Below are 21,565 nucleotides of genomic sequence, written 5' to 3'. Positions count from 1 at the left end.
TTGTTTGTAATTTTAAATTTTTAATAAAAATCAGTCGTCTAATTTTTTTATTATTCCCGTACTTCCGTCAAATTGAACTATATCTCCTGTTTTTAAAGCTGTTGTCACTCCCTGCACTCCAACTATGGCAGGTATATTCATTTCACGTGAAATAATTGCACTATGAGACAAAAGACTCCCCTTTTCCACTATAAGCCCCTTTAATAAAGGAAAAACCATAACCCAGCTTGGATCTGTGGATTTTGTTACAACTATATCTCCATCTTCAACTTCCGTATTCATCGGATTTAATACAACTTTTACCTTTCCTTTGACAATTCCTTTGCTGCATCCTGTTCCCATTAAAGTATTTTCATCCAGTTGTGAATTTTCTGCCAAATCTTCATAATAAAAATTTTCTCCTAGAAATCCTTTCGTTAAAAATCTGTCAGGGAGAATTGCCTCTGTTTCGTATTTCTTGTATTGCTCTTTTCGCAGTTCTATAAGTTTTTTTAAATCAACATCAATTATTGAGCCGTCAACAAGTCCAAAAATTTCATCGACAGTAAGGTAGAATACATCTTTTTCATTATTTATAAGGTTATCGTTTTTCAGATGAGTTCCCATTTTTTTCATAATTTTTCTTACTGTTCCAAAAACCTTTGTCCGTTCATATCTTAGATTTTCTCTCAATTTTATAAATTTTTTTGCATAAAATACAGTTTTTTTCAATAAATATTTCTTTACAGGACTTATTTTTAGATTGTCATATATTTTTTTCTGTTCTTCTGATATGTTTCTTTTAGTGTGTTCCTGAATATTTTCTGTCATTGAAAGAGAAAATATCATTTTTATCAGAAATATTGGTTCTTCCTTTAATGTAGGTGCTTCCAGTTTCAGTTCGTGGACGGTTCTGTCACCAAACTTTTCCATATATTCATTAAAAAGAAAATTAAACTTTGTATTTTCAGTTAATTTTAGCACATTAATCCTTGATTCGTCATTATTTTTTATTATAGTTTTTATTTCATTCTGTAAAGAGTTATCCTGCCTTAGCATATTGCTCATTTTTTTTATATATCTTGAAGGTTCAACGCTTATCATATCATTTCCTTCCTGAGCGATAAGAATATTATGTTTTTCTTCAAAATTTTCTTTTATATATTTTTCTGCCATCTTTTTTGAAAGTCCAAACCATACCATCACAAGAAAGTCATTTATAATAGGGATTTCCCAATTTTTTAGAAATTTATTCTCAAGAAACTTGTAGTATTTTTTCAGTTCTTTTATATTTTTGTTGTCAAGGTTACTATTTTTTCCATTGAGATTTTCATCTATAATCTTATAAAATTTGTCTGCTTTTTTTTCTATGAGAAACATATTCATAAATAGTGTAAATCCTGCCTTATATTTTTCCAGCCTATTCCTAAATTTTTCCCAGCCTGTCATTTTCTCTTCTGCTTCCAGAAGGTTTTCGTTAAGATTTTCTTCTGACAGTTCCTTTTTTACTCCCATCATTTGTTCCATAAACTTGCTGTTGCCTTTGGAATTTGGAAATAACATTAGAAGCTTGTACCAGTTTATAAGGTTATAGTAGACTCTTCCTTTTAGCAGGCCCAGCATATTGTCATATACAACCTGATAACTTTCTACAACTTTGGCAGGCACTCCTGTTATTTCAGAGAATCTTTTATAGACATCGGAATATGCCTTTCTTATAAAGCTGAATGTGAGTGGCAATGTAATTTCGGGATAGCTTTCTACGATGTTGCTGTTATCCCATATTATTGTATTGGACGTTTTTTCATTTGTTTTTTCCAATGTAGTTATGGGCCTTGCCTGCAATATATACAGTTTTCCTTTTTCAAACGCCCATTCCATATCCTGAGGCTTTCCATAATATTTTTCAATATTTATTATGTTTTCACCAAGTTCATGTATTTCATCGTTAGTTAAAACTTCCTCTTCAATATTTATTTCTTCTGTTTTTATTTTCTGATTTTCAAAATCTAAAACCTGTCTTATCTTTTTTGTTCTTATTTCCTTTTTAATTTTTTTCGTTTTTTTGTCATAAATAAACAAATCTCCATTTTCGTCTCCGTCAACAATACTTGTTCCTAGTCCATAAGTGCCAGAAATAACAGCTTCATCATAATTTCCATTTACGGGATTTACGCTGAATCCAACTCCAGCCTTGTCAGAATTTATCATTTCCTGAATTATTACGGCAGGGACATTTATTTCATTATTTATGCTTCCTTCTTTTCTATATTTCATGACATGTGAAGAAAATGATGAAATCCACACATCTTTTATTTTTTCAATCATATTTTCCTTTTTGATATAAAGAAAAGTCTCGAATTGTCCTGCAAAAGAAAAGCTGCTGCTGTCTTCCTCTATTGAAGATGATCTTACGGCATAATATTTTCTATCTTTTACTGTACTTTCTATTTCTTCCTGAAAGTCTTTGCTGATTTTGTGGTCTGTTATAACTTTTATTATATTTTCTATTTTTTGTTCTGCATTTTCGTTAAAAATGCTGTTCCAGTCATTTATTTCATAATAGTTTTCTGTATTTCTTCCATTTTCCTTTATTTCGTTTAATATAACTTCTTTAAAATATTTATTTGTAATTATTGAAAAATTTGGCACATTAAATCCCTGAATTGCCAGTTCAAATAAATTCTGGGCTTTTTTCCCTATTTTTTCTTCAAGCACATTGTTATCATTGTGATTTTTTAATGTACTAATATTATAAATATATTTCATAACCTTTATTTCCTTTTCTAAAAAATTATATTTTTCATTATATTATAACCTCATTAAACTTATTTGTAAATATGCACATTTCTTTTGAAATCGAACGAAAGCTTAGAACATGAGAAGAACAGTTATAAAAAAATTGCCTGCGATTAAATATTAAGAGCACAAATATTTTAAGTTAAACTTTAAAAAAATATTCACTTTTCAAAAAAAAAATGATATAATTCCTATTATTTTAATTGTTTGGAAAGGAGAAAATGATAGAAATATGGAATTTTATAATTTTATTTATTTGGAAAATAAAAAGATTGTAATTGACAAGTTTTTTCTTATTATGATTATTTTTGTAATTGCATTTGTGTTATTTGCATTCTGGAAATGGTTTAAAGGGAGCATTTCTTTGAGAGATAAGCAGCTTAGCATGCTTGGTTTAATGATTATTTTTTTATTTGGATTATATCATTTTGAAAATTACAGAGCTAATAATAATCGAGAAAAAGTTTATAAAAATTCAGCAAGCGTTATAAAAAAACTGGCGGAAAAATTTAAAGTTGGAGAAAATGAGATTTTTATAAATACTCCCGAAATAACAGAACATACAGTTTATAAAATAAGGGATAAGTTTTATCAGATTCATTGGGTAGACAATAATATTCTGGTTGAACAAATGACAGTTCCTTACGTAGATGAAATTAAAACATTTAAAGAATAGCGAAATTTCTTATTTTTTAAAAGGAAAGATAATAAAGAAAGTGAGATGATGTAATTTGGATTTTATAATTCCTGTAGCGATAAAACTTACAATTGGATTTATTGCTTTAGTAGTATTTATGAATTTAAACGGACGAAGCCAGCTGGCACCGACTTCAACAGAAGATCAGATAGGAAACTATGTTCTTGGGGGAATCATTGGTGGTGTAATTTACAATCCGAGCATAACAATAGTTCAGTTTTTAATAGTACTGTTAATATGGGGACTGTTAATGACAACAATAGATTTTCTAAAAAATTCAAACAAAAATGTAAAAAAAATGATAGACGGGCAAATTGTATACTTAATAAAAGGCGGAAAAATGATAACGGAAAATTTTGCTCAGGCAACTCTTTCTATTCCTGATTTCTATACGAAATTAAGAACAAAAGGGATTTTCAAAGTATCGGAGATTGAAGATGCATTTATGGAATCAAATGGACAATTAATTGTTATACAAAAAAATGATGAAAATTATTCAAGTTTACTAATTTCGGAAGGAAAAATTCTGCAAGAAAATCTTGAACATATTGGAAAAGATGACAAATGGCTTTTGGAAGAACTTGCAAAGTATAATGTTTCTGATATTAATGATATTTTTTTAGTTGAATATGATGGCGATGATAAACTTTTTATTGTGAGAAAATAATTTTAAATAAAAGATACTCAGACAGTAGTGTGATATTGCCTGGGTATTTTTTGTATACAGAATAGAAAAAAGTAAAAAAAAGTAATTTACAGAATAAAGATTTTACAGTATAATATGAACAAAGGAAAATAGAGTGATATTATTGAAAATAACTGGTTAGAAAAATTTTGAAATAATATTTAGAAGAATAAATTTATATTGAGGAGGAAAATTAATGGGAAAAAAAGCATTAGTAATCGGGGCTGGAGGAGTGTCAAATGTAGTATGTCACAAATGTGCACAAAATTCGGAAGTATTTAGTTCAATTATGATAGCTAGCCGTACAAAGGCAAAATGCGATGAAATCAAGGAAAGAATTGAAAAAAGTAAATATGCTGGAAGAATTAAGATTCAAACTGCAAAGGTGGATGCAAATAATGTGTCTGAGTTAGTGGCATTGATTAATGAATATAAGCCTGATATTGTGATAAATGTGGCTTTGCCATATCAAGATTTGACAATTATGGATGCTTGTCTTGAAACTAAGACTGATTATTTGGATACAGCAAACTATGAGCCTTTGGACACAGCCAAATTTGAGTATAAATGGCAATGGGCGTATAAGGAAAAATTTGAAAAGGCTGGGATTACTGCCATTTTAGGAAGTGGATTTGATCCAGGTGTTACTGGAGTGTTTTCAGCATATGCACAAAAGCATTATTTTGATGAAATAAATTACATTGACATTCTTGATGCAAATGCAGGAGATCACGGTTACCCGTTTGCAACAAACTTTAATCCAGAAATTAATATTAGAGAAGTGACAGCTAATGGAAGTTACTGGGAAGATGGAAAATGGGTAGAAACAGAACCGATGGAAATTAAAAGAGTATACAATTTCCCACAAATTGGTGAAAAGGATATGTACTTACTGCACCATGAAGAATTAGAATCGCTTGCAGTTAATATTAAAGGTATTAAAAGAATTAGATTCTTTATGACTTTTGGACAAAGTTACCTGACTCACTTAAAAGTGCTTGAAAATGTTGGAATGACTTCAATTGAGCCAATAGAATTTGAAGGAAAGAAAATTGTTCCATTGCAATTTTTAACAGCAGTATTACCTGATCCAGCTTCGCTTGGGCCTAGAACAAAAGGTAAGACAAACATTGGAAATATTTTTAGAGGTAAAAAAGATGGCGTAGAAAAAACTTATTATGTATACAATGTATGCGATCATCAGGAATGTTACAAGGAAGTTAGCTCACAAGCGATTTCTTACACGACAGGAGTGCCTGCGATGATTGGAGCTGCAATGGTACTTACTGGTGAATGGAAAAAGCCAGGAGTGTTTAATGTAGAAGAAATGAATCCAGATCCATTTATGGAAGCATTAAATAAATTTGGACTACCTTGGCTTGAAGATTTTAACCCGACATTGGTTGATTAAAAAAATATTACAGTAAAATAAATTTTTAAAAATCAGACTGCTGAAAGATGTTAGATCTTATATTTTTTAGCAATTTGATTTTTTTTATAAAAATTTTTAAAAAATTTGTGAAGATAGTATTTTAAAATTTAAAAAAATAGGGTATAATTAAGTATGAAAAAAATATAAATTTTATAGGAGGAGAAAATGAAAAAAATTGTTACAATTTTTAGTGTAATTTTTGCATTAATGTTAGTCGTAGCTTGTGGAAATAAGCCAGCTACAGGAGAGCAGGTAAAAGATGGTAAAACATCTGCAGATGCGACAAATTCTAAAAAAGCGGTTGCAGTAGTGTATTCTACTGGAGGTAAAGGTGACAAATCATTTAATGATGCAACTTTCAGAGGATTAGAGAAAGCACAAAAAGAATTAGGAATCACGTTTAAAGAATATGAGCCAAAAGACCCGTCAACAGAAGCAAAAAATGCTTTAACACAATTTGCAGAATCTGGAGAATTTGACTTGATTATAGCAGTTGGATACAGCATGAAAGATTCATTAGTTGCAGTAGCTCAGGCTTTCCCTGATCAAAAATTTGCAATAATTGATGAAACTGTAAATGGACTACCAAATGTTGCTTCTATTTTGTTTAAAGAACAAGAAGGATCATTCTTAGTAGGAGCATTGGCTGGAATGATGGACAAAACAGGAAGTATTGGATTTGTGGGTGCGAACGAATCTGAACTAATTAAGAGATTCTATGCAGGGTATACACAAGGTGCAAAATATGTAAAACCAGATATCAAAGTTTTACCTGTATATATTGGTGGAACTAACTCATTTAACGATCAAGCATCAGCAAAAGCTAAAACTGAAACATTAATTCAACAAGGTGCAGATGTTATTTATCATGCTGCTGGAGCAAGTGGACTAGGAGTATTCCAAGCAGTTAAAGAAAAAAATGTTTATGGAATTGGTGTGGATTCTAACCAAGATAATTTGTATCCAGGAATAATTTTGACATCTATGATGAAATATGTTGATAACGCAGTATTTGATGTTGTAAAATCTACTATAGATGGAAAATTTGAAGCAAAATTACAAGTTTTTGGAATCAAGGAAAATGGAGTAGGAACAACTAACTTTGAATTTACAAAAGATAAAATTGGAGAAGAAAACATCAAACGTCTTGAACAAATTAAACAAGACATTAAAGATGGTAAAATTCAAGTAAAACCTGCATTATAATTATTTTTCAAAAAATAAAACATAAAAATTAAAGTGTAAAAATTTACTAAAATAAGTTATTTGAATACTCAGTACAATAATAAATGGTTGTTTGAGAGTGGAAATTGATTGATTGCCATTCTTTTGCAACCTTTTTATCTTTTCTTTATTCTTTACCTTAAAATTTTTATTAAACTATTAATCTGAAATTGGAATAAAAAGATTTTAATTTTTAAAATGGAATTTAATAATATCAATATATTTAGGAGATGATTTTATGAGAGCAGTTGATATAATTGAGAAAAAACGTGACAACCTTAAACTATCTGATACAGAGATAGAGTTTTTATTAAATGAATATTTGACTGGAAATATTCCTGATTATCAGATGTCAGCATTTCTTATGGGAGTTTACTTTAATGATATGACACAGGAAGAACTGTTGAAATTTACAATGGTAATGAGAGACTCTGGAGATGTGATAAAATTTGATGAGATAGATAGATTTCTTGTGGATAAGCATAGTACAGGAGGTGTTGGAGATAAGGTTACAGTAATACTTTCCCCTATTTTATCAGCACTTGGGATGGGAAATGTAAAGTTATCTGGAAAAGGACTTGGGCATACTGGAGGAACAATTGACAAGTTTGAGTCAATTAAAGGATTCAAGTTTTCAACGACAAAAGAGGAGCTTGTAAAAATTGCTAATAAAACTGGAGTTGGGCTGATGGGATACAGCGACAAGATAGTCCCTCTTGACAAGAAGCTGTATTCTTTACGTGATGTGACTGCAACTGTTCCAAGTATTCCGTTAATTGCCAGCAGTATTATGAGTAAGAAATTAGCAATTTATTCAGATGTTATAATTCTTGATGTAAAAGTTGGGGATGGAGCCTTTATGAAAGATTTGGGGCAAGCTAAAAAATTGGCTGAAAGAATGATTGAAATTGGAAAAGGTGCTGGAAGAAAAGTTAAGGTTGTACTTAGCAATATGGATGAACCGCTTGGGCATGCAATTGGAAATGCAAACGAAATTATAGAAGCAATTGAATTTTTAAAGGGAAATGGTGCTTCTGACGTAAAAGAAGTCGTTTATACAATTGCAGGACTTGCCTTGAAAGAAAAAGGTGAAGTAGCAGAACTTAGCAAAGCGAAGGAAAAAATTGATGAAGTAATAAAAAATGGAAGCGCATTACAGATATTATCAGAATTTATCGGAGAAAGCGGTGGAAACAAAGATCTTATAAATGACTATGGACTACTTCCAAAAGCCAGCTATGTAATGGAAATTTTTTCTAAAAATGAAGGATATATAAAAAAAATAAAAACAGAAGAAATTGGAAAAGCAGCAATGATTATTGGTGCAGGTCGTGCTAAAAAAGAAGATGAAGTTGACCATGCAGTTGGAATAAATATCTTTAGAAAAGTTGGAGAAAAAATAGGAAAAAATGAAAAAATTGCTGAAATTTACTATAATGATGATAAAAATGTGAACGAATCTAAAAATATGGTTATAGATGCATTTGTAATAACATCAGAAAAAGTTGAAGAGCCAAAGGCAATTTTTGAAATAATAGAATAATATTAAAGTTTAAGTGCATTTGATAGAATTTTTAAGATTAAATTTTTAATTTTTTTGTTCTGTCAAAAGCACTTTTTGTAATAGACAAAAACATAATAAATGATATAATAAATAGATTTTTAATAAATTTAAAATATTAAAATTTTTAGGAGTGAGAAAAATAGTTATAGATAAAAGAAAAAGTGTAATGCTTGTAATGACTTGTATTATTTTTATGATGACTTATTCAAGTTTAGCGGGAACCCCTACTTTTAGTCGTAAACTAAGTATTTTTGTAGATGAAAATAATTTAAGCCATGAGGACATTTACGATTTAATTGTGAAAATCAATCAATTCAAGAGCAGAGATAATAAGCAGTTGGCACAGGAATTGAAAAAAATTGGAAAAAGAAAAGAAAAAGAGAAACAAAACAATGATTTATTTTTATCATTAGAAAAAAATCAGGATATTATATTTTCTAGGGATGGAAATTGGCAAAAAATAGATAAAATTTCTAAAAATAATCAGAATATTTATGTTTTTTTATGAAAAGAAATGAAAATAACTTGAGAATACGGGAATAAATGCCAAATATTTTATAAACTATAAAAATAAATAAAGAAAGGAAAGATAAAATGTTAAAGAAAATAGGAGAAAAGATATTTGGAACATCAGATGATAGAGAAATAAAGAAAATGCAAAAATTGGTAAATAAAATCAATGAAGTTGAACCACTTTTTGCGAAATTGACAGATGAACAATTGAGCCATAAAACAACAGAATTTAAAAAAAGATTAGAAAAGGAAACATTAGATGACATATTAGTGGAAGCATTTGCAACAGTTAGAGAAGCTTCAAAAAGACTTATGGGAATGCGTCACTATGATGTTCAGCTCATCGGTGGAATGATTCTTCACAAAGGAAGCATTGCAGAAATGAAGACAGGGGAAGGTAAGACTTTGATGGCTACACTTCCAATCTATTTAAATGCTTTGACTGGTAAAGGAGTGCATGTCGTAACAGTTAATGACTATCTTGCTAAACGGGATAGAGATATTATGGCAGGACTTTTTGAGTTTCTAGGATTGACTTCGGGAGTAGTTGTTGGAAATATTACCCCAGAGCAAAGAAAAGAGGCATATAACTGTGATATTACTTATGGAACAAATAATGAATTTGGATTTGATTATTTGAGAGACAACATGGTTGGAGAACTTGAAGAAAAAGTTCAGCGTGGACATAATTATGTTATTGTCGATGAGATTGACTCAATCTTAATTGATGAGGCAAGAACGCCACTTATTATTTCAGGAGCTGCTGAAGAAACTACAGAATGGTACAATACTTTTGCTGAAGTAGCAAAAGTGCTTAAGAGAAGTTACAAGACAGAAGAAATTAAAGACAAAAAAAATACTGTAATTCCTGATGAAGACTGGGAAGATTATGAAGTTGACGAAAAATCGCACACAGTTACAATTACTGATAAAGGAATAAAAAATGTTGAAAGAATATTAAAAATTGATAACTTGTATTCACCAGAGTATGTTGAACTTACGCATTTCTTGACACAGGCTTTGAAAGCAAAAGAGTTATTTAAGCTAGATAGGGATTATATTATTAATGATGATAATGAAGTTATCATAGTTGATGAATTTACAGGACGTCTTATGGAAGGAAGACGTTATTCAGATGGGCTGCATCAAGCGATTGAAGCAAAAGAAAAACTGGAAGTTGCTGGAGAAAATCAGACTCTTGCAACAATTACATTACAAAATTATTTTAGAATGTATGAAAAACTGTCAGGAATGACGGGGACTGCAAAAACAGAAGAAGATGAATTTAAACAAATTTATAATCTAAAAGTTATTGTAGTACCTACAAATAGACCTGTTGCCAGAGTTGATCTGCCAGATGTTATCTATATGAATAAAAAAGCTAAATATAAAGCAATAGCAAGAAAAATAGAAGAACTTTATGAAAAAGGGCAGCCAGTCCTTGTCGGGACAGCTTCAATTCAGCATTCAGAAGAAGTATCAGCTTTACTAAAAAAAGCAAGAATACCGCATGAAATATTAAATGCAAAACATCATGAAAGAGAAGCTGAAATTATTGCACAGGCTGGACGTTTCAAAACAGTAACAATCGCTACAAATATGGCTGGTCGTGGAACAGACATAAAACTTGGTGGAGATGCAGAATCTTTCGCAACAAAAGTTGCTGTTAAAGGAACACCTGAATATGAAGATGTATACAAAACTTATGTAAAAGAATGTGAAGAAGACAAAAAACGTGTTATCGAAGCTGGAGGATTGTTTATTTTAGGAACAGAAAGACATGAAAGCAGACGTATAGATAATCAGTTGAGAGGGCGTGCTGGACGTCAAGGAGATCCAGGGACATCAGAGTTTTATCTTTCATTAGATGACGATTTAATGAGATTGTTTGGTGGAGATAGACTAAAAGCCATGATGAAAATGTTAAAAATTGACGAAGATGAAGAAATTCGTCATAAACAAATCAGTAAAGCTGTAGAAAATGCACAAAAACGTATTGAAAGCAGAAACTTTTCATCAAGAAAAAGTCTTATTGAATATGATGATGTAAATAATACTCAAAGAGAAGTTGTCTATGAACAAAGAGACGCTATTTTGAAAAATGAGAATTTGAAAGAATTAATTACAAATATGATTTCAGATACTGTAGATGACATTGTAAATTCAGCTTATGTGGGTGAAGGAAATGGTGAAAAAGACTTTAATTTATTGTCTGATAAGCTTTATGAAACATTTGAATATGAAATTTCAGAAGATTTACAAAATGCTAGTGCAGATGAAATTTCAAATAAAGTCTATGATGACTTGATAAAAATTTATGATGAAAAAGAAGAAGCAATAGGACAGGAAGTCTTTAGAAGAATTGAAAAATATATTATGCTGGAAGTATTGGACACTAAATGGAGACAGCATTTGAAAGATTTGACAGAATTGCGTGAAGGAATAAGATTACGTTCTTATGGACAGAGAAATCCTATTCATGACTATAAAATTGTCGCTTTTGATATTTATAATGAAATGATTGATGCAATAAAACGTGAGACAAGTTCATTTATATTAAAACTAAGAGTTCGTGGCGAGGAAGATACAAATAACTTGACACATGAAGAAGTTTCAAATGTAAGATATGAGCATGAGGAAAATGAAATGTTAGGAGATGATGTTTCAGATAGAACATCAAATGACTCACAACGTCCACTTTCAAGAAGAGAAAGAAGAGAACGTGAAAGAAGAAATGTATAATACTTTTTGATCTGATAAACTAAAAATATGGTATTAAGAAAATTTATACCATATTTTTTATTTATATAATTATTATTTTATTTGAAATTCTAAGAAAAATAGGTTAAAATATAACAATAATAAAAAATATTGAAACTAAATAAGGGGGAATGCGGATGAATAAAAATGTAGCGGCCTTTTTTGACATAGATGGAACAATTTATAGAGATTCTTTGCTAATTGAGCATTTTAAGATGCTTGTGCAGTATGAATATATTGATATGATGACTTGGGAAGGGAAAGTTAAAGAAAAATTTTCTAAATGGGAAAATAGAACTGGGGATTATGACGATTATCTTGATGAACTTGTACAGACTTATATGGAAGCTCTAAAGAATTTTAGCAAGGAGGATATGGATTTTATTGCTAAAAGGGTAATGGAGCTAAAAGGTGACAAGGTTTATCGCTATACACGTGAAAGATTAAAGTATCACAAAGAAAGAAATCATAAAGTTATAATTATTTCTGGGAGTCCAGACTTTCTTGTAAGCAAAATGGCTGAAAGGTATGGAGTTAAAGATTATAAGGCCTCTATTTATGAAGTTAATGAAAATGGTATTTTTACAGGAAAAGTAACTCCAATGTGGGATGCCAAAAGTAAACAAAAAGCAATAGCAGATTTTTGTAAAATGTACGAAATAGATTTGACAAAATCATATGCTTATGGGGATACAACTGGTGATCTGACAATGTTTAAAAACGTAGGAAACGCCATTGCTATAAATCCTGCTAAAAAATTACTTCAAAAAATAAAAAGAGATAAAGAATTGAAGGAAAAAGTAATGATAGTTGTAGAAAGAAAAGATGTTATCTATAAATTAAAAGCAGATGTGGATATTATATAAATTGACGTTAAACGAATATATTTTTCAATCAGAAATATAATTTGATAAAATAACTTTTTGTAAATATCTAAAAATTAAATTAATTAAAGAAAAGATGATAATCATGGATAAAAATTTAAAGATAGTTTATTTAGACAGAGTTACAGCTGGGCCGATTAATTTGAAAGAAAGATTTTCTAAATATGGTGAATATATTGAGTATGGAGATACTGATTCTAGCGAAATTGACGAAAGAATAAAGGATGTGGATGTTGTAATAACGACCCGGATAAAATTGCGGAAAAAGCAATTTGAGAAGGCTGAAAAACTTAAATTGATACTTGTTACAGCGACAGGATTTAACCATATTGATGTGAAAAGCGCAAATGAGTTTGGGATAAAAGTGGCAAATGTTTCGGGGTATTCGACTAATTCTGTGGCACAGCTTGCGATTACTTTTTTATTGAACGGATTGACACCTGTTAATAGATATTATGATGAAGTTAAGGATGGAAAATGGATGGATATTACTGTTCCTGATTATCAGAAATATCCGATAGACGATGTGAATGGAAAAATATTAGGAATTGTAGGATTTGGAAATATTGGTAAGAGAGTCGCTCAAGTCGCAGAGATATTGGGAATGGAAGTGATGGTTGCGAAGAATACTGAAAAAGATAATGCAAAAACTGGCTCTGTAATTGAAAAAGATGGATTTTTACGTTATGATTTGGATGAAGTGCTTGAAAAATGCGATATTTTGACACTTCATGTCCCGCTGACTGATTCAACACGAAATCTTATAAATCTTGAAAAAATGAAAAAAATGAAGAAAAGTGCGGTAATTTTGAATCTTGCAAGAGGGCCTGTAATAAATCAGGAAGATTTGTATTTTGCACTAAAAAATAAAACAATAAAATCAGCGGCCATTGATGTTACAAGTGTTGAGCCAATTGAAAAAAATTCTAAATTATTTCAGCTGGATAATATTTTAATTACACCGCATATTGCTTGGAAATCTGAAAAAAGTATGATAAAACTGATGGACGATGTTGAGAAAAATTTAAAATTGTTTCTTGAAGGAAGACTGGAAGGCTTAAAATAGGGAAAGCTTTTCAAAAATATTACAGAAAATTCTGTACTAGACTAATATTTTAAGAAATGCTTTTTACAAAAAAATTTTACTAGAAAGGTGAAAGAGGTGAAAGATAAATGTTAATAAATAATTTTAGCGGGATAAAACTTGAGTTTGATGGACTTTATTATGGAGGAAATTATGAAATTGAAATTTTTCCAGATGGGAGATTTTATTATTCATATATTGAAAATACTTCAGTTGAGCTAAAAAAAGGATCTTTCCAGATTAATCAGAAGGAAATTATGATTTTTGAAGAAATGATGGATTATTTTGAACTTTTGAAAAATCAAAGTAATTATATGATAAATGAGTTTAATTTCGGGAATGGAGTGCTTGTTATTCAGAAAAATAATGGACGTGAGGAAAAAATTAGGCTTGGCAAGGAAATGATGTTTGAATATGCCAAAACATTAATTGATAAATATACAAAAAAATCAAAAAGGCTCTTTTTACTGGATACTTATTTGGAAGGAGCTAAATATATCAGAAATTTTGCAATTAAAATTAAAGATGAAGTTCAATTGGATTTATTTCGTGAATTTAACGGCATTTCGCTAAATGCAGTCGCTATGTATAATTCCAAAAAGGAAAAAGTTGGATATTTGCCGAAAAACCAAAGTGAAATTATTGCAAGAATGATTGATGCTGGGAAAAAGTTTATCGCAGTACCGATTCCTTATGATGAGGAGATAGCTCTTAAAATTTACCTTGTAGATTAATTAATAAAAAATTAAAAAATAATATTGACAAATAAATGTTTTTGATGTAAAATAATACTAGATAATTAAAATTAAATTAATTTAAAAAATAGTACTATTATTTAATTGTCAAAAATAAAAGAGGGGGAATAATTATGGGATTCAGATTGAGTGTAAAAGGGCAAGAAAATGAAATTTTACTTGATAAGGAAAGCATTCTGGATGTAAAATACATTTCTGAAACGCCCGATGACTCGAATGCGAGAGCAACGGACTTGGGAGTAATCTTGGAAATTCGTGGGAAAATACTGGCAGCAGCAAATGGCGATACAGAAGACGACACAAGAAAAGTAGCACAATGGTCGTTAGTACCATCAGAAGCAAGCGATGCCTACAGACAAGCCAGTCTTGAAATAATTTCAGCAGGACAGATGGTAAGAAAAATCGATATGACAAACGTATTTGTAGTTGATTATATTGAGGAATATGGAAATCAAGCTGGAACTGGAACTTTTTCACTAAAAATAAAACAGAAGAAGGAAAAGGTGAAGGAAGTGGCAATCGAAGGCGGATATGCAACACAGGAAGCCTAGTTTAGTGAATTAGAATTTTGAAAATTCTAAAATATATCAAAAATATAAAAGCATTTTTGAACTTTGGAAAATTTTTGTAAGTAAAATTATATAAAAGTAAAAATAATCTCTTTTTTCCTAAATTTTATCTAGGATTAGAGGTTATTTTTTTATTAATGCTATTCCCTTTTAAATAGCTGATGTTTAATAAATTTTGAATTACATACTATAGTAGTAAAGAATTAAAATGTTTTGTCCTTAATGATAGTTTCTATTTTATAATGAGATTTAATATTAGATTATTTTCCATTTAAATAGGGATAAATATAAGAGAGATTGAATGCATATTAAATTTGAGAAAAAATGTAAAAAATGGTAAAATATATAAATATAAATATTGTTAAAATTAAAAAAAGAAATGAGGAATAATTAAGTTGAAAAGAGCGGTTATATTGGATACGAGTGCGATTATGTATAGAAGTCATTTTGCACTAATGGGAATGAGAAATAGTAACGGAATGTCTACTGGAGCAACATTTGGGTTTATTAATACGCTGGAAAGTGTGATTAGGGAGTTTAGGCCTGATTATTTAGTGGCTTGTCTAGATGTGAAAAGAAGTGAGCTGGATAGAACTGGGGAGCTGGAAACGTATAAGGCACATAGGGAAAGTATGCCTGAAGAACTGGTTATGCAGATTAATACTATTATGAAGGTATTGGATGGGTATAGAATTCCGAAATATAAGAAGGATGGGCAGGAAGCGGATGATGTTATTGCCACTTTTGCCACTAAATTTTCTAATGATGAAGATGAGCAGATTGAGGTTTTTGTAATAACTGGGGATAAGGATTTGGCACAGCTTGTAGATGGAAAAATTAACATTGCCTTGCTTGGAAAAGGGGATAAAAATTCTGCATTTAAACATATAAAGACTAATGAAGATGTAGTTGAATATTTGGGAGTTACGCCTGATAAGATTCCTGATTTGTTTGGACTTATGGGAGATAAGTCGGACGGAATTCCAGGAGTTGCTGGGATTGGGCCTAAAAATGGAGTGAAACTTATTACGACTTATGGAAATTTGGAAGGAATTTACGAAAATATTGACGAAATAAAGGGAAAACAGAAGGAAAAATTACTGAGTGATAAGGAAAATGCCTTTATAAGTCGGGAACTTGCAACTGTGAAGCGAGAACTTGATATTGAATATGATAAAAAGAAATTGAAATTTGAGGAAAAGGATTTTGACAGCCTTTTGGAACTTTATGAAGAACTTGATTTTAAAAGATTTTCTAAAGCTGTGGAAGAAGAAAAGGAAAGATTCTTGCAAAATGGTAATCAGAAGGAACTTACTGAAGAAGAGAAGTTAGTTTTAGAAAAAAATAAAAAAATTACTGAAGAAAAATTGGAAAAAGAGAGACTTGAAAGAGAAAAAATTGAAAAGCAGGAATTGGAGTATGATAATGAAAATCCGATTTTTGATGGAATTTCACATTTTTATGAGCATGTAGAGTATGAGCATAATTCAGAAATAGACAAAAAAATTGATGAAATTCAAGTTTTAAAAGAAAAATTGGCAATGGAATACGAGGCTCAGAAGAAAAAGCAGGAAGAGACCGCACTAGAAAATCAGAAAACTGAAAAAACCAAGAAAATTAAAGATGAAAAAGTGTATTTTAAGAAAAATTATGGAAAAGTTGTGAGCTGGAATGATGCTTATTCTGTGATTGAGAAAATGGATAAAAAAGTAGCAATTTTTGAGAATATGCTTGGACTTTCTATTTGTGATGAAAAAACGAATATTGTGCTTTTGGATAGTGAATTGAAAAATATCTTACAAAATGAAAATCACGAAAAATCAGGAGCTGGAGTTCAAATTAACTTGTTCAGTTTAGGTGAGAATACTGATGAAAAGGAAGATAATAAAAAAAATATTGAGGATATTTATAAATTATTACGTGAGAAAGAAATTATTGCCTATAATGTGAAAGAGTATATGAAAAGTGGGGAAAGTGAGTATTTTGGATATTCTGTTGGTGGAAAAACTTATGGGGTAAATGAAGAGAGATTCGGGATAAAATGCACGGAATACTTTGATGTTTTGCTTGCAAGATATGTACTTGGAACGGAAAGTTTACAAGAAATTGAGGAAATAATTCTAGATGAGTTCGGTGTTGAGATTGCAACTTTTGAGGAGCAATTTAAAAAGGAACGAAGAAAGAAGGATTTTAGCGATGTTTCTGATGATGCGATTTGTGAGTTTTTATCAAAGAGAACGTTTTTTATTTATAAATTGGAAACAATTTTTAGAAATAGATTACAAAATGAGCAGTTCTTAAATATATTTGACAAGCTAGAAAGTCGATTAATACCAGTATTGGCACAAATGGAAGAAACTGGAATAAAAATTGATAAAAAATATTTCAGTGAATTCCAGAATGAGCTGGAAGAAAAGATAAATATGCTCCAAAGCGATATTTATAAACTTGCTGATAGGGAATTTAATATTGATTCACCACAACAATTAGGAGAAGTTTTGTTTGAAAAATTACAGATTCCATCAGGTAAAAAGACAAAAACTGGATATTCAACAAATGTGGAAGTTCTGGAAATGATTGCAAATAATGGAGAATTGACAGAAGATAAACGGATGATTGGGAAAAAGTTGCTGGAATACAGGGCTTATAAGAAATTATTGTCAACATACATTGAGCCAATTCCAAAACTGGCAGATAAAGAGGAGAGAATCCATACGACTTTTAATCAAAATGGTACATCTACTGGACGGCTTTCGTCAGCAAATCCAAATTTACAGAATATTCCTGTGAGAACAGATGATGGAATAAGGATTCGTACTGGTTTTGTCGCAAAGGAAGGGCATAGCTTGATTTCATTTGACTATTCACAAATTGAATTGAGAGTTCTGGCTGAATTGTCAAAAGACAGGCATTTAGTAAAGGCGTATCAGGATAATCAGGATTTGCATGACTTAACGGCAAGAAAGATATTTTTCAAAACCGAAGAAGATGAGATTTCACGGCATGAGAGAAGTATTGCAAAAGTAATTAATTTTAGTATCCTGTATGGAAAAACGCCGTTTGGATTGTCAAAGGAACTGGGAATTACAGTTCAGGAGGCTTCGCAATATATTACGACATATTTCGAGGAATATCCGAGAGTTAGAAAATTTTTGGATATTGTAACAGAAACGGCTAAACTTCACGGTTTTGTAGAAACTTTTTACGGTACGAGAAGATACATTAGCGGAATTAATTCAACAAATAAAAATGTACAGGCACAGGCTGTAAGAATGGCGATAAATACTGTCGTTCAGGGAACAGCGGCAAATATTATAAAAAAAGTTATGATTGAACTTCATGAGGAATTTAAAAATGATGAAAATATAAAAATGCTTCTTCAAGTTCATGATGAGCTGATTTTTGAAGTTCGAGATGAATTTGCTAAGGAATATATGAAAAAAATAGAAAACATTATGGAAAATACGGTTAAATTTAAGAAAGTTCCGTTAAAAGCTAATGGAAGTGTGGCTAAAAATTGGGGATTATTAAAGTAATTATATATTTTATATATGATAGAAATATATATTATATATTTGACTAATTGTTTTGGAATTGTTAGAATAATACTATATAAGGAAGGAATCAGAACAAAAAATGGTACAAATAAGAAAACTGGAAAATTATTTAAAGGGATTAAAAGACGGTACTGGAATCGGAATTGCCTACATTCCCTTTGGAGTTGCAATTGGACTGATTTCAGCTAAAAGTTTTTCTCAAATTTTGCCAATGATTGGGCTTACATCGTTTGGAATGTATGCAGGTGGGGCTCATTCATTACTGTTAAAGGTGCTTTATGTGATGAAGTCGCCTCCAATTGAAGTGATTTTATCTATTGTTCTTATCAATTTAAGATATTTATTGTTAAATATTGTTATTTTTAGACAGCTTGGTGAAAAAACTCCTATTTTTCAGAAGTTTCTGGTAGGCGTGGGGCTTACTGATGAAACTATAACATATCTAACATTGAAAAAGGCCAAAAATGCATGGTATATGATGGGAGTAAATACAATTCCATATTTTTGCTACTGTTTTGGTACAATTTTTGGAACAATATTTGGTGAAAAATTGCCAGAATCACTTATGACAAGTATGAATTTTGTGCTTTATTCAATGTTTTTCAGTATGTTAATAATGGCTTTGAGTCAAAATTTTAAATATATAAGAATTGTTTTGCTGGCACTTATTATAAAAATGGCATTTTCATTTTTGCCTATTTTAAATAAGGTAAGTTCAGGATGGGTTATGATTTTAACGATGTTTTTGGCAAGTTTTATATACGCACAGCTTTATTATAATGAAAATCCTGAAAAGCAGGAAAACAATGAAATTAATAAAGGGAAAGGAAGTGATAAGATTGAATTATAACGAAAATTTAGGGATTTTAACAATGATTTTGATGACACTCATAATCATGACGGTAATACTGAGGACATTGCCAATATTTGTAAAAATTCCAGAAAACAACTTAAAAGTTAATAAGTTCTTTGAAGCACTTCCTTATACAGTACTGACAGTATTAGTATTTCCAGATATTTTCACTTCTACTGGAAGTACAAATTTTGATATAATAAGAGTTCTGATTGGAATGGTAATCGTGGCATATTTAACTTTTAGGAAGACAAATCTGGGAATAATAATAATTGTTTCTATTGCAGTGATATATTTTTTAGGGACTTTGAAAATTTATTTGAAATGATGAGAATTAAATTATGTATTTTCAATAAGCAAAATTTCGTTAGAAGAAAAATAGCTGTCTGAGCTTTTGGAATTTATTTAAAATTACGAATGTTTATTCATAATTAAAATAATCTATATTCAAAAGCGAGTTCTATTTTTGTTCTAAAAGAAAGTTTTGCGTAAAGCGGGAGTGCAGAGGTATGGCGTTTGATACCTCTGCTTAGATAAACTGAAGTAAATAAAAAATAATAGAAAAAACAAATGTTCATTGAGATTTTACAAAATTTATTTATAAATCAAATAAAAAGAAAAAATTTTATTTAACAACAGTCAATTTATTATTTTCAATTTTTATATCCTTTATCATTTGAAATTTTTCAACGCCTGATAAATTCAAAATTTCTTTTTTTTCAAGCTGACTAAAAGCATAATTTAACCCTGTTCTGATGATGGGTTTTTTATCAAGATCAATTTCTTTGTTTTCTTTTGTCAGTCTTACAATTTGAAAATCATCAAGATAAAGGTTTGATTTCATTGGGTCATAATGAATATCAGTTGCAAAGGTCATCGTTCCGTTAATCTGATCATTTAGTGCGTCATTTAGGTATTCTGCTTCAATAACTAGCTTATCATTTTCAAAATGTACTTTTGGATTAAATAGCTTTATTTTTCCAAGAGGGTAGGATTTTTCTATTGGAAACTTAGAAGCAACAGCACTTTTTACCATAGAATCTGGAATTTTTAACTGATTTTGAGTGTAAATATAATAACCTAAGCCCGCAACTAATACAATAACTGAAAAAAATAAAAATTTAAATAATTTCATAGTTATAACTCCTTTTTAAATTAAGTTCCGTTTTGGAAATTTTACTGAATTTATAAACTTCATTTCCAAAATCAAGTAACTATATCACTTAATTATGTAAAAATATTTTGAAAAAATATTTAATAGTCTTTGAAGACTGCTAAATAGAATAAAAGTAACAAAGTTAGGTATTAAAATAAAAACTTTTTATTGAAAAACCTATAAATATTAGGTATAATAATACTATAATAACTAGAATATAAGGAGGATATGAACAAAATTAAAGTTCATTAAATATAATGGAAGAATTGGAAAAAACACGAAAAATAGTAAAAACATCATTTTTTATAGCAGTTGTAACTATTGCTGTGCTTCTTGTGTTTCCATATGATATGAAACCAAAAGAGTGGCAAATTTATGCGAACAGTTACTTTATAACTACATTGGGGCTTACAGCGGGTGGAGCTGCTATTGGTATTCTTTTGGGAATGCTTTTAGCATTCTTAAAATTTCAGAAAACCAATATAGAAATTTTAGATATGATAAAAGATGTTATTATCGATGAATATGTTGATATAATGCGAGGAACTCCCATGGTTTTACAGCTTTTGACATTATCTTTTGTAGTTGTAATACTTAACAATTACTGGATTGCATTAATTGCTTTAGGACTTAATAGTGCAGCTTATGTAGAAGAGACAATCCGTTCTGGAATTGAAAGTATAGACAAGGGGCAAATGGAAGCTGCAAGAGCAACTGGGATGCCTTATAGAATGGCAATGAATGAAATTATAATGCCACAGGCAATAAAAAATATTTTGCCAGCACTTTTAAATGAATTTATAAATTTATTTAAGGAAACAGCCGTTGTGGGATATATTAGTGTTGTTGACATTACAATGAACAGTAAAAGTTTACAAGCTGTATACTATAGTGTAAAACCAATATTGTTTACTGGTTTGGTTTATTATATCAGCGTGAAATTATTCTCATTTATTGGGAAACGATTGGAGATGAGATTAAAGGAAAATGATTAGTTTTAATAAAAAATATAGAGAATCAGCTTCATTTCAAGGTATTACTGAATTAAAAGAAG

General features: G+C 30.0%; 17 protein-coding genes. 15 read left to right on the top strand and 2 right to left on the bottom strand.

What is annotated here, in order from left to right:
- Positions 1-30 precede the first annotated feature (30 nt).
- The gene (locus FVE75_RS06200) at positions 31-2,748 is read right to left on the bottom strand and encodes a PEP/pyruvate-binding domain-containing protein (protein ID WP_147005701.1); all 2,718 of its coding nucleotides are present in this window, start codon (positions 2,746-2,748) and stop codon (positions 31-33) included.
- Positions 2,749-3,010: 262 nt separating this feature from the next.
- On the opposite strand from FVE75_RS06200, the gene FVE75_RS06195 reads away from it, so the two are divergent.
- The 14 genes from FVE75_RS06195 (at position 3,011) to FVE75_RS06130 (ending at position 19,683) form a co-directional block, all read left to right on the top strand.
- On the top strand, positions 3,011-3,454 hold the full coding sequence (locus FVE75_RS06195; RefSeq protein WP_147005700.1) for a DUF3290 family protein: 444 nt from the start codon (positions 3,011-3,013) through the stop codon (positions 3,452-3,454).
- Between the two features lie 55 nt (positions 3,455-3,509).
- A complete protein-coding gene (locus FVE75_RS06190) occupies positions 3,510-4,142 on the top strand; it encodes a DUF421 domain-containing protein (protein ID WP_147005699.1) in 633 nt (210 codons plus the stop codon).
- 214 nt (positions 4,143-4,356) lie between these two features.
- Positions 4,357-5,571 (top strand): saccharopine dehydrogenase family protein, encoded by a 1,215-nt coding sequence (locus tag FVE75_RS06185; protein ID WP_147005698.1) that lies wholly within the window; start codon positions 4,357-4,359, stop codon positions 5,569-5,571.
- 186 nt (positions 5,572-5,757) lie between these two features.
- On the top strand, positions 5,758-6,798 hold the full coding sequence (locus tag FVE75_RS06180; protein WP_147005697.1) for a BMP family lipoprotein: 1,041 nt from the start codon (positions 5,758-5,760) through the stop codon (positions 6,796-6,798).
- Between the two features lie 256 nt (positions 6,799-7,054).
- Entirely contained in the window at positions 7,055-8,359 is a 1,305-nt protein-coding gene (locus FVE75_RS06175; protein WP_147005696.1) for a thymidine phosphorylase, read from the top strand.
- A 151-nt stretch (positions 8,360-8,510) separates the two neighbouring features.
- Positions 8,511-8,888 (top strand): hypothetical protein, encoded by a 378-nt coding sequence (locus tag FVE75_RS06170; RefSeq protein ID WP_232052467.1) that lies wholly within the window; start codon positions 8,511-8,513, stop codon positions 8,886-8,888.
- 86 nt (positions 8,889-8,974) lie between these two features.
- Positions 8,975-11,635, top strand: coding sequence for a preprotein translocase subunit SecA (secA, locus tag FVE75_RS06165; protein WP_147005695.1), 2,661 nt, complete (start codon positions 8,975-8,977; stop codon positions 11,633-11,635).
- Positions 11,636-11,790: 155 nt separating this feature from the next.
- Complete coding sequence (locus FVE75_RS06160; RefSeq protein WP_147005694.1) at positions 11,791-12,519, top strand: HAD family hydrolase; 729 nt, start codon at positions 11,791-11,793, stop codon at positions 12,517-12,519.
- 103 nt (positions 12,520-12,622) lie between these two features.
- Positions 12,623-13,603, top strand: a complete 981-nt coding sequence (locus FVE75_RS06155; protein WP_147005693.1) for an NAD(P)-dependent oxidoreductase — start codon at positions 12,623-12,625, stop codon at positions 13,601-13,603.
- Between the two features lie 107 nt (positions 13,604-13,710).
- Positions 13,711-14,355, top strand: a complete 645-nt coding sequence (locus tag FVE75_RS06150; protein WP_006803752.1) for an HIRAN domain-containing protein — start codon at positions 13,711-13,713, stop codon at positions 14,353-14,355.
- A gap of 134 nt (positions 14,356-14,489) precedes the next feature.
- Positions 14,490-14,927: a hypothetical protein gene (locus FVE75_RS06145; RefSeq protein WP_021743260.1), complete on the top strand. Its 438-nt coding sequence runs from the start codon at positions 14,490-14,492 to the stop codon at positions 14,925-14,927.
- Between the two features lie 413 nt (positions 14,928-15,340).
- The gene (gene polA, locus FVE75_RS06140) at positions 15,341-18,481 is read left to right on the top strand and encodes a DNA polymerase I (protein ID WP_147005692.1); all 3,141 of its coding nucleotides are present in this window, start codon (positions 15,341-15,343) and stop codon (positions 18,479-18,481) included.
- 100 nt (positions 18,482-18,581) lie between these two features.
- Entirely contained in the window at positions 18,582-19,352 is a 771-nt protein-coding gene (locus FVE75_RS06135) for an AzlC family ABC transporter permease (RefSeq protein WP_147005691.1), read from the top strand.
- Positions 19,309-19,683: an AzlD domain-containing protein gene (locus tag FVE75_RS06130; protein WP_232052466.1), complete on the top strand. Its 375-nt coding sequence runs from the start codon at positions 19,309-19,311 to the stop codon at positions 19,681-19,683. The genes FVE75_RS06135 and FVE75_RS06130 overlap by 44 nt, the downstream gene beginning before the upstream one ends.
- Positions 19,684-19,980: 297 nt before the next feature.
- Here the strand turns inward: FVE75_RS06130 and FVE75_RS06125 are convergent, their stop codons facing one another.
- Entirely contained in the window at positions 19,981-20,490 is a 510-nt protein-coding gene (locus tag FVE75_RS06125) for a DUF1439 domain-containing protein (protein WP_147005690.1), read from the bottom strand.
- 278 nt (positions 20,491-20,768) lie between these two features.
- Here FVE75_RS06125 and FVE75_RS06120 point away from each other — a divergent pair, with 278 nt between their 5' ends.
- Positions 20,769-21,506, top strand: a complete 738-nt coding sequence (locus FVE75_RS06120; RefSeq protein ID WP_147005689.1) for an amino acid ABC transporter permease — start codon at positions 20,769-20,771, stop codon at positions 21,504-21,506.
- Positions 21,507-21,565: the final 59 nt, after the last annotated feature.

The sequence above is a fragment of the Leptotrichia hongkongensis genome (assembly GCF_007990635.1).
In the GTDB taxonomy this organism is placed as follows: domain Bacteria; phylum Fusobacteriota; class Fusobacteriia; order Fusobacteriales; family Leptotrichiaceae; genus Leptotrichia; species Leptotrichia hongkongensis.
The sequence above is the reverse complement of the archived record's forward strand: the minus strand, read 5'-3'. Positions and strand labels throughout refer to the sequence as shown.

Coding starts and splice junctions, on each gene's coding strand:
- FVE75_RS06200 (WP_147005701.1), bottom strand. CDS start 2,748: ATGAAATATATTTATAATATTAGTACATTAAAAAATCACAATGATAAC.
- FVE75_RS06195 (WP_147005700.1), top strand. CDS start 3,011: ATGGAATTTTATAATTTTATTTATTTGGAAAATAAAAAGATTGTAATT.
- FVE75_RS06185 (WP_147005698.1), top strand. CDS start 4,357: ATGGGAAAAAAAGCATTAGTAATCGGGGCTGGAGGAGTGTCAAATGTA.
- FVE75_RS06180 (WP_147005697.1), top strand. CDS start 5,758: ATGAAAAAAATTGTTACAATTTTTAGTGTAATTTTTGCATTAATGTTA.
- FVE75_RS06175 (WP_147005696.1), top strand. CDS start 7,055: ATGAGAGCAGTTGATATAATTGAGAAAAAACGTGACAACCTTAAACTA.
- secA (WP_147005695.1), top strand. CDS start 8,975: ATGTTAAAGAAAATAGGAGAAAAGATATTTGGAACATCAGATGATAGA.
- FVE75_RS06160 (WP_147005694.1), top strand. CDS start 11,791: ATGAATAAAAATGTAGCGGCCTTTTTTGACATAGATGGAACAATTTAT.
- FVE75_RS06155 (WP_147005693.1), top strand. CDS start 12,623: ATGGATAAAAATTTAAAGATAGTTTATTTAGACAGAGTTACAGCTGGG.
- FVE75_RS06150 (WP_006803752.1), top strand. CDS start 13,711: ATGTTAATAAATAATTTTAGCGGGATAAAACTTGAGTTTGATGGACTT.
- FVE75_RS06145 (WP_021743260.1), top strand. CDS start 14,490: ATGGGATTCAGATTGAGTGTAAAAGGGCAAGAAAATGAAATTTTACTT.
- FVE75_RS06135 (WP_147005691.1), top strand. CDS start 18,582: ATGGTACAAATAAGAAAACTGGAAAATTATTTAAAGGGATTAAAAGAC.
- FVE75_RS06130 (WP_232052466.1), top strand. CDS start 19,309: ATGAAATTAATAAAGGGAAAGGAAGTGATAAGATTGAATTATAACGAA.
- FVE75_RS06125 (WP_147005690.1), bottom strand. CDS start 20,490: ATGAAATTATTTAAATTTTTATTTTTTTCAGTTATTGTATTAGTTGCG.
- FVE75_RS06120 (WP_147005689.1), top strand. CDS start 20,769: ATGGAAGAATTGGAAAAAACACGAAAAATAGTAAAAACATCATTTTTT.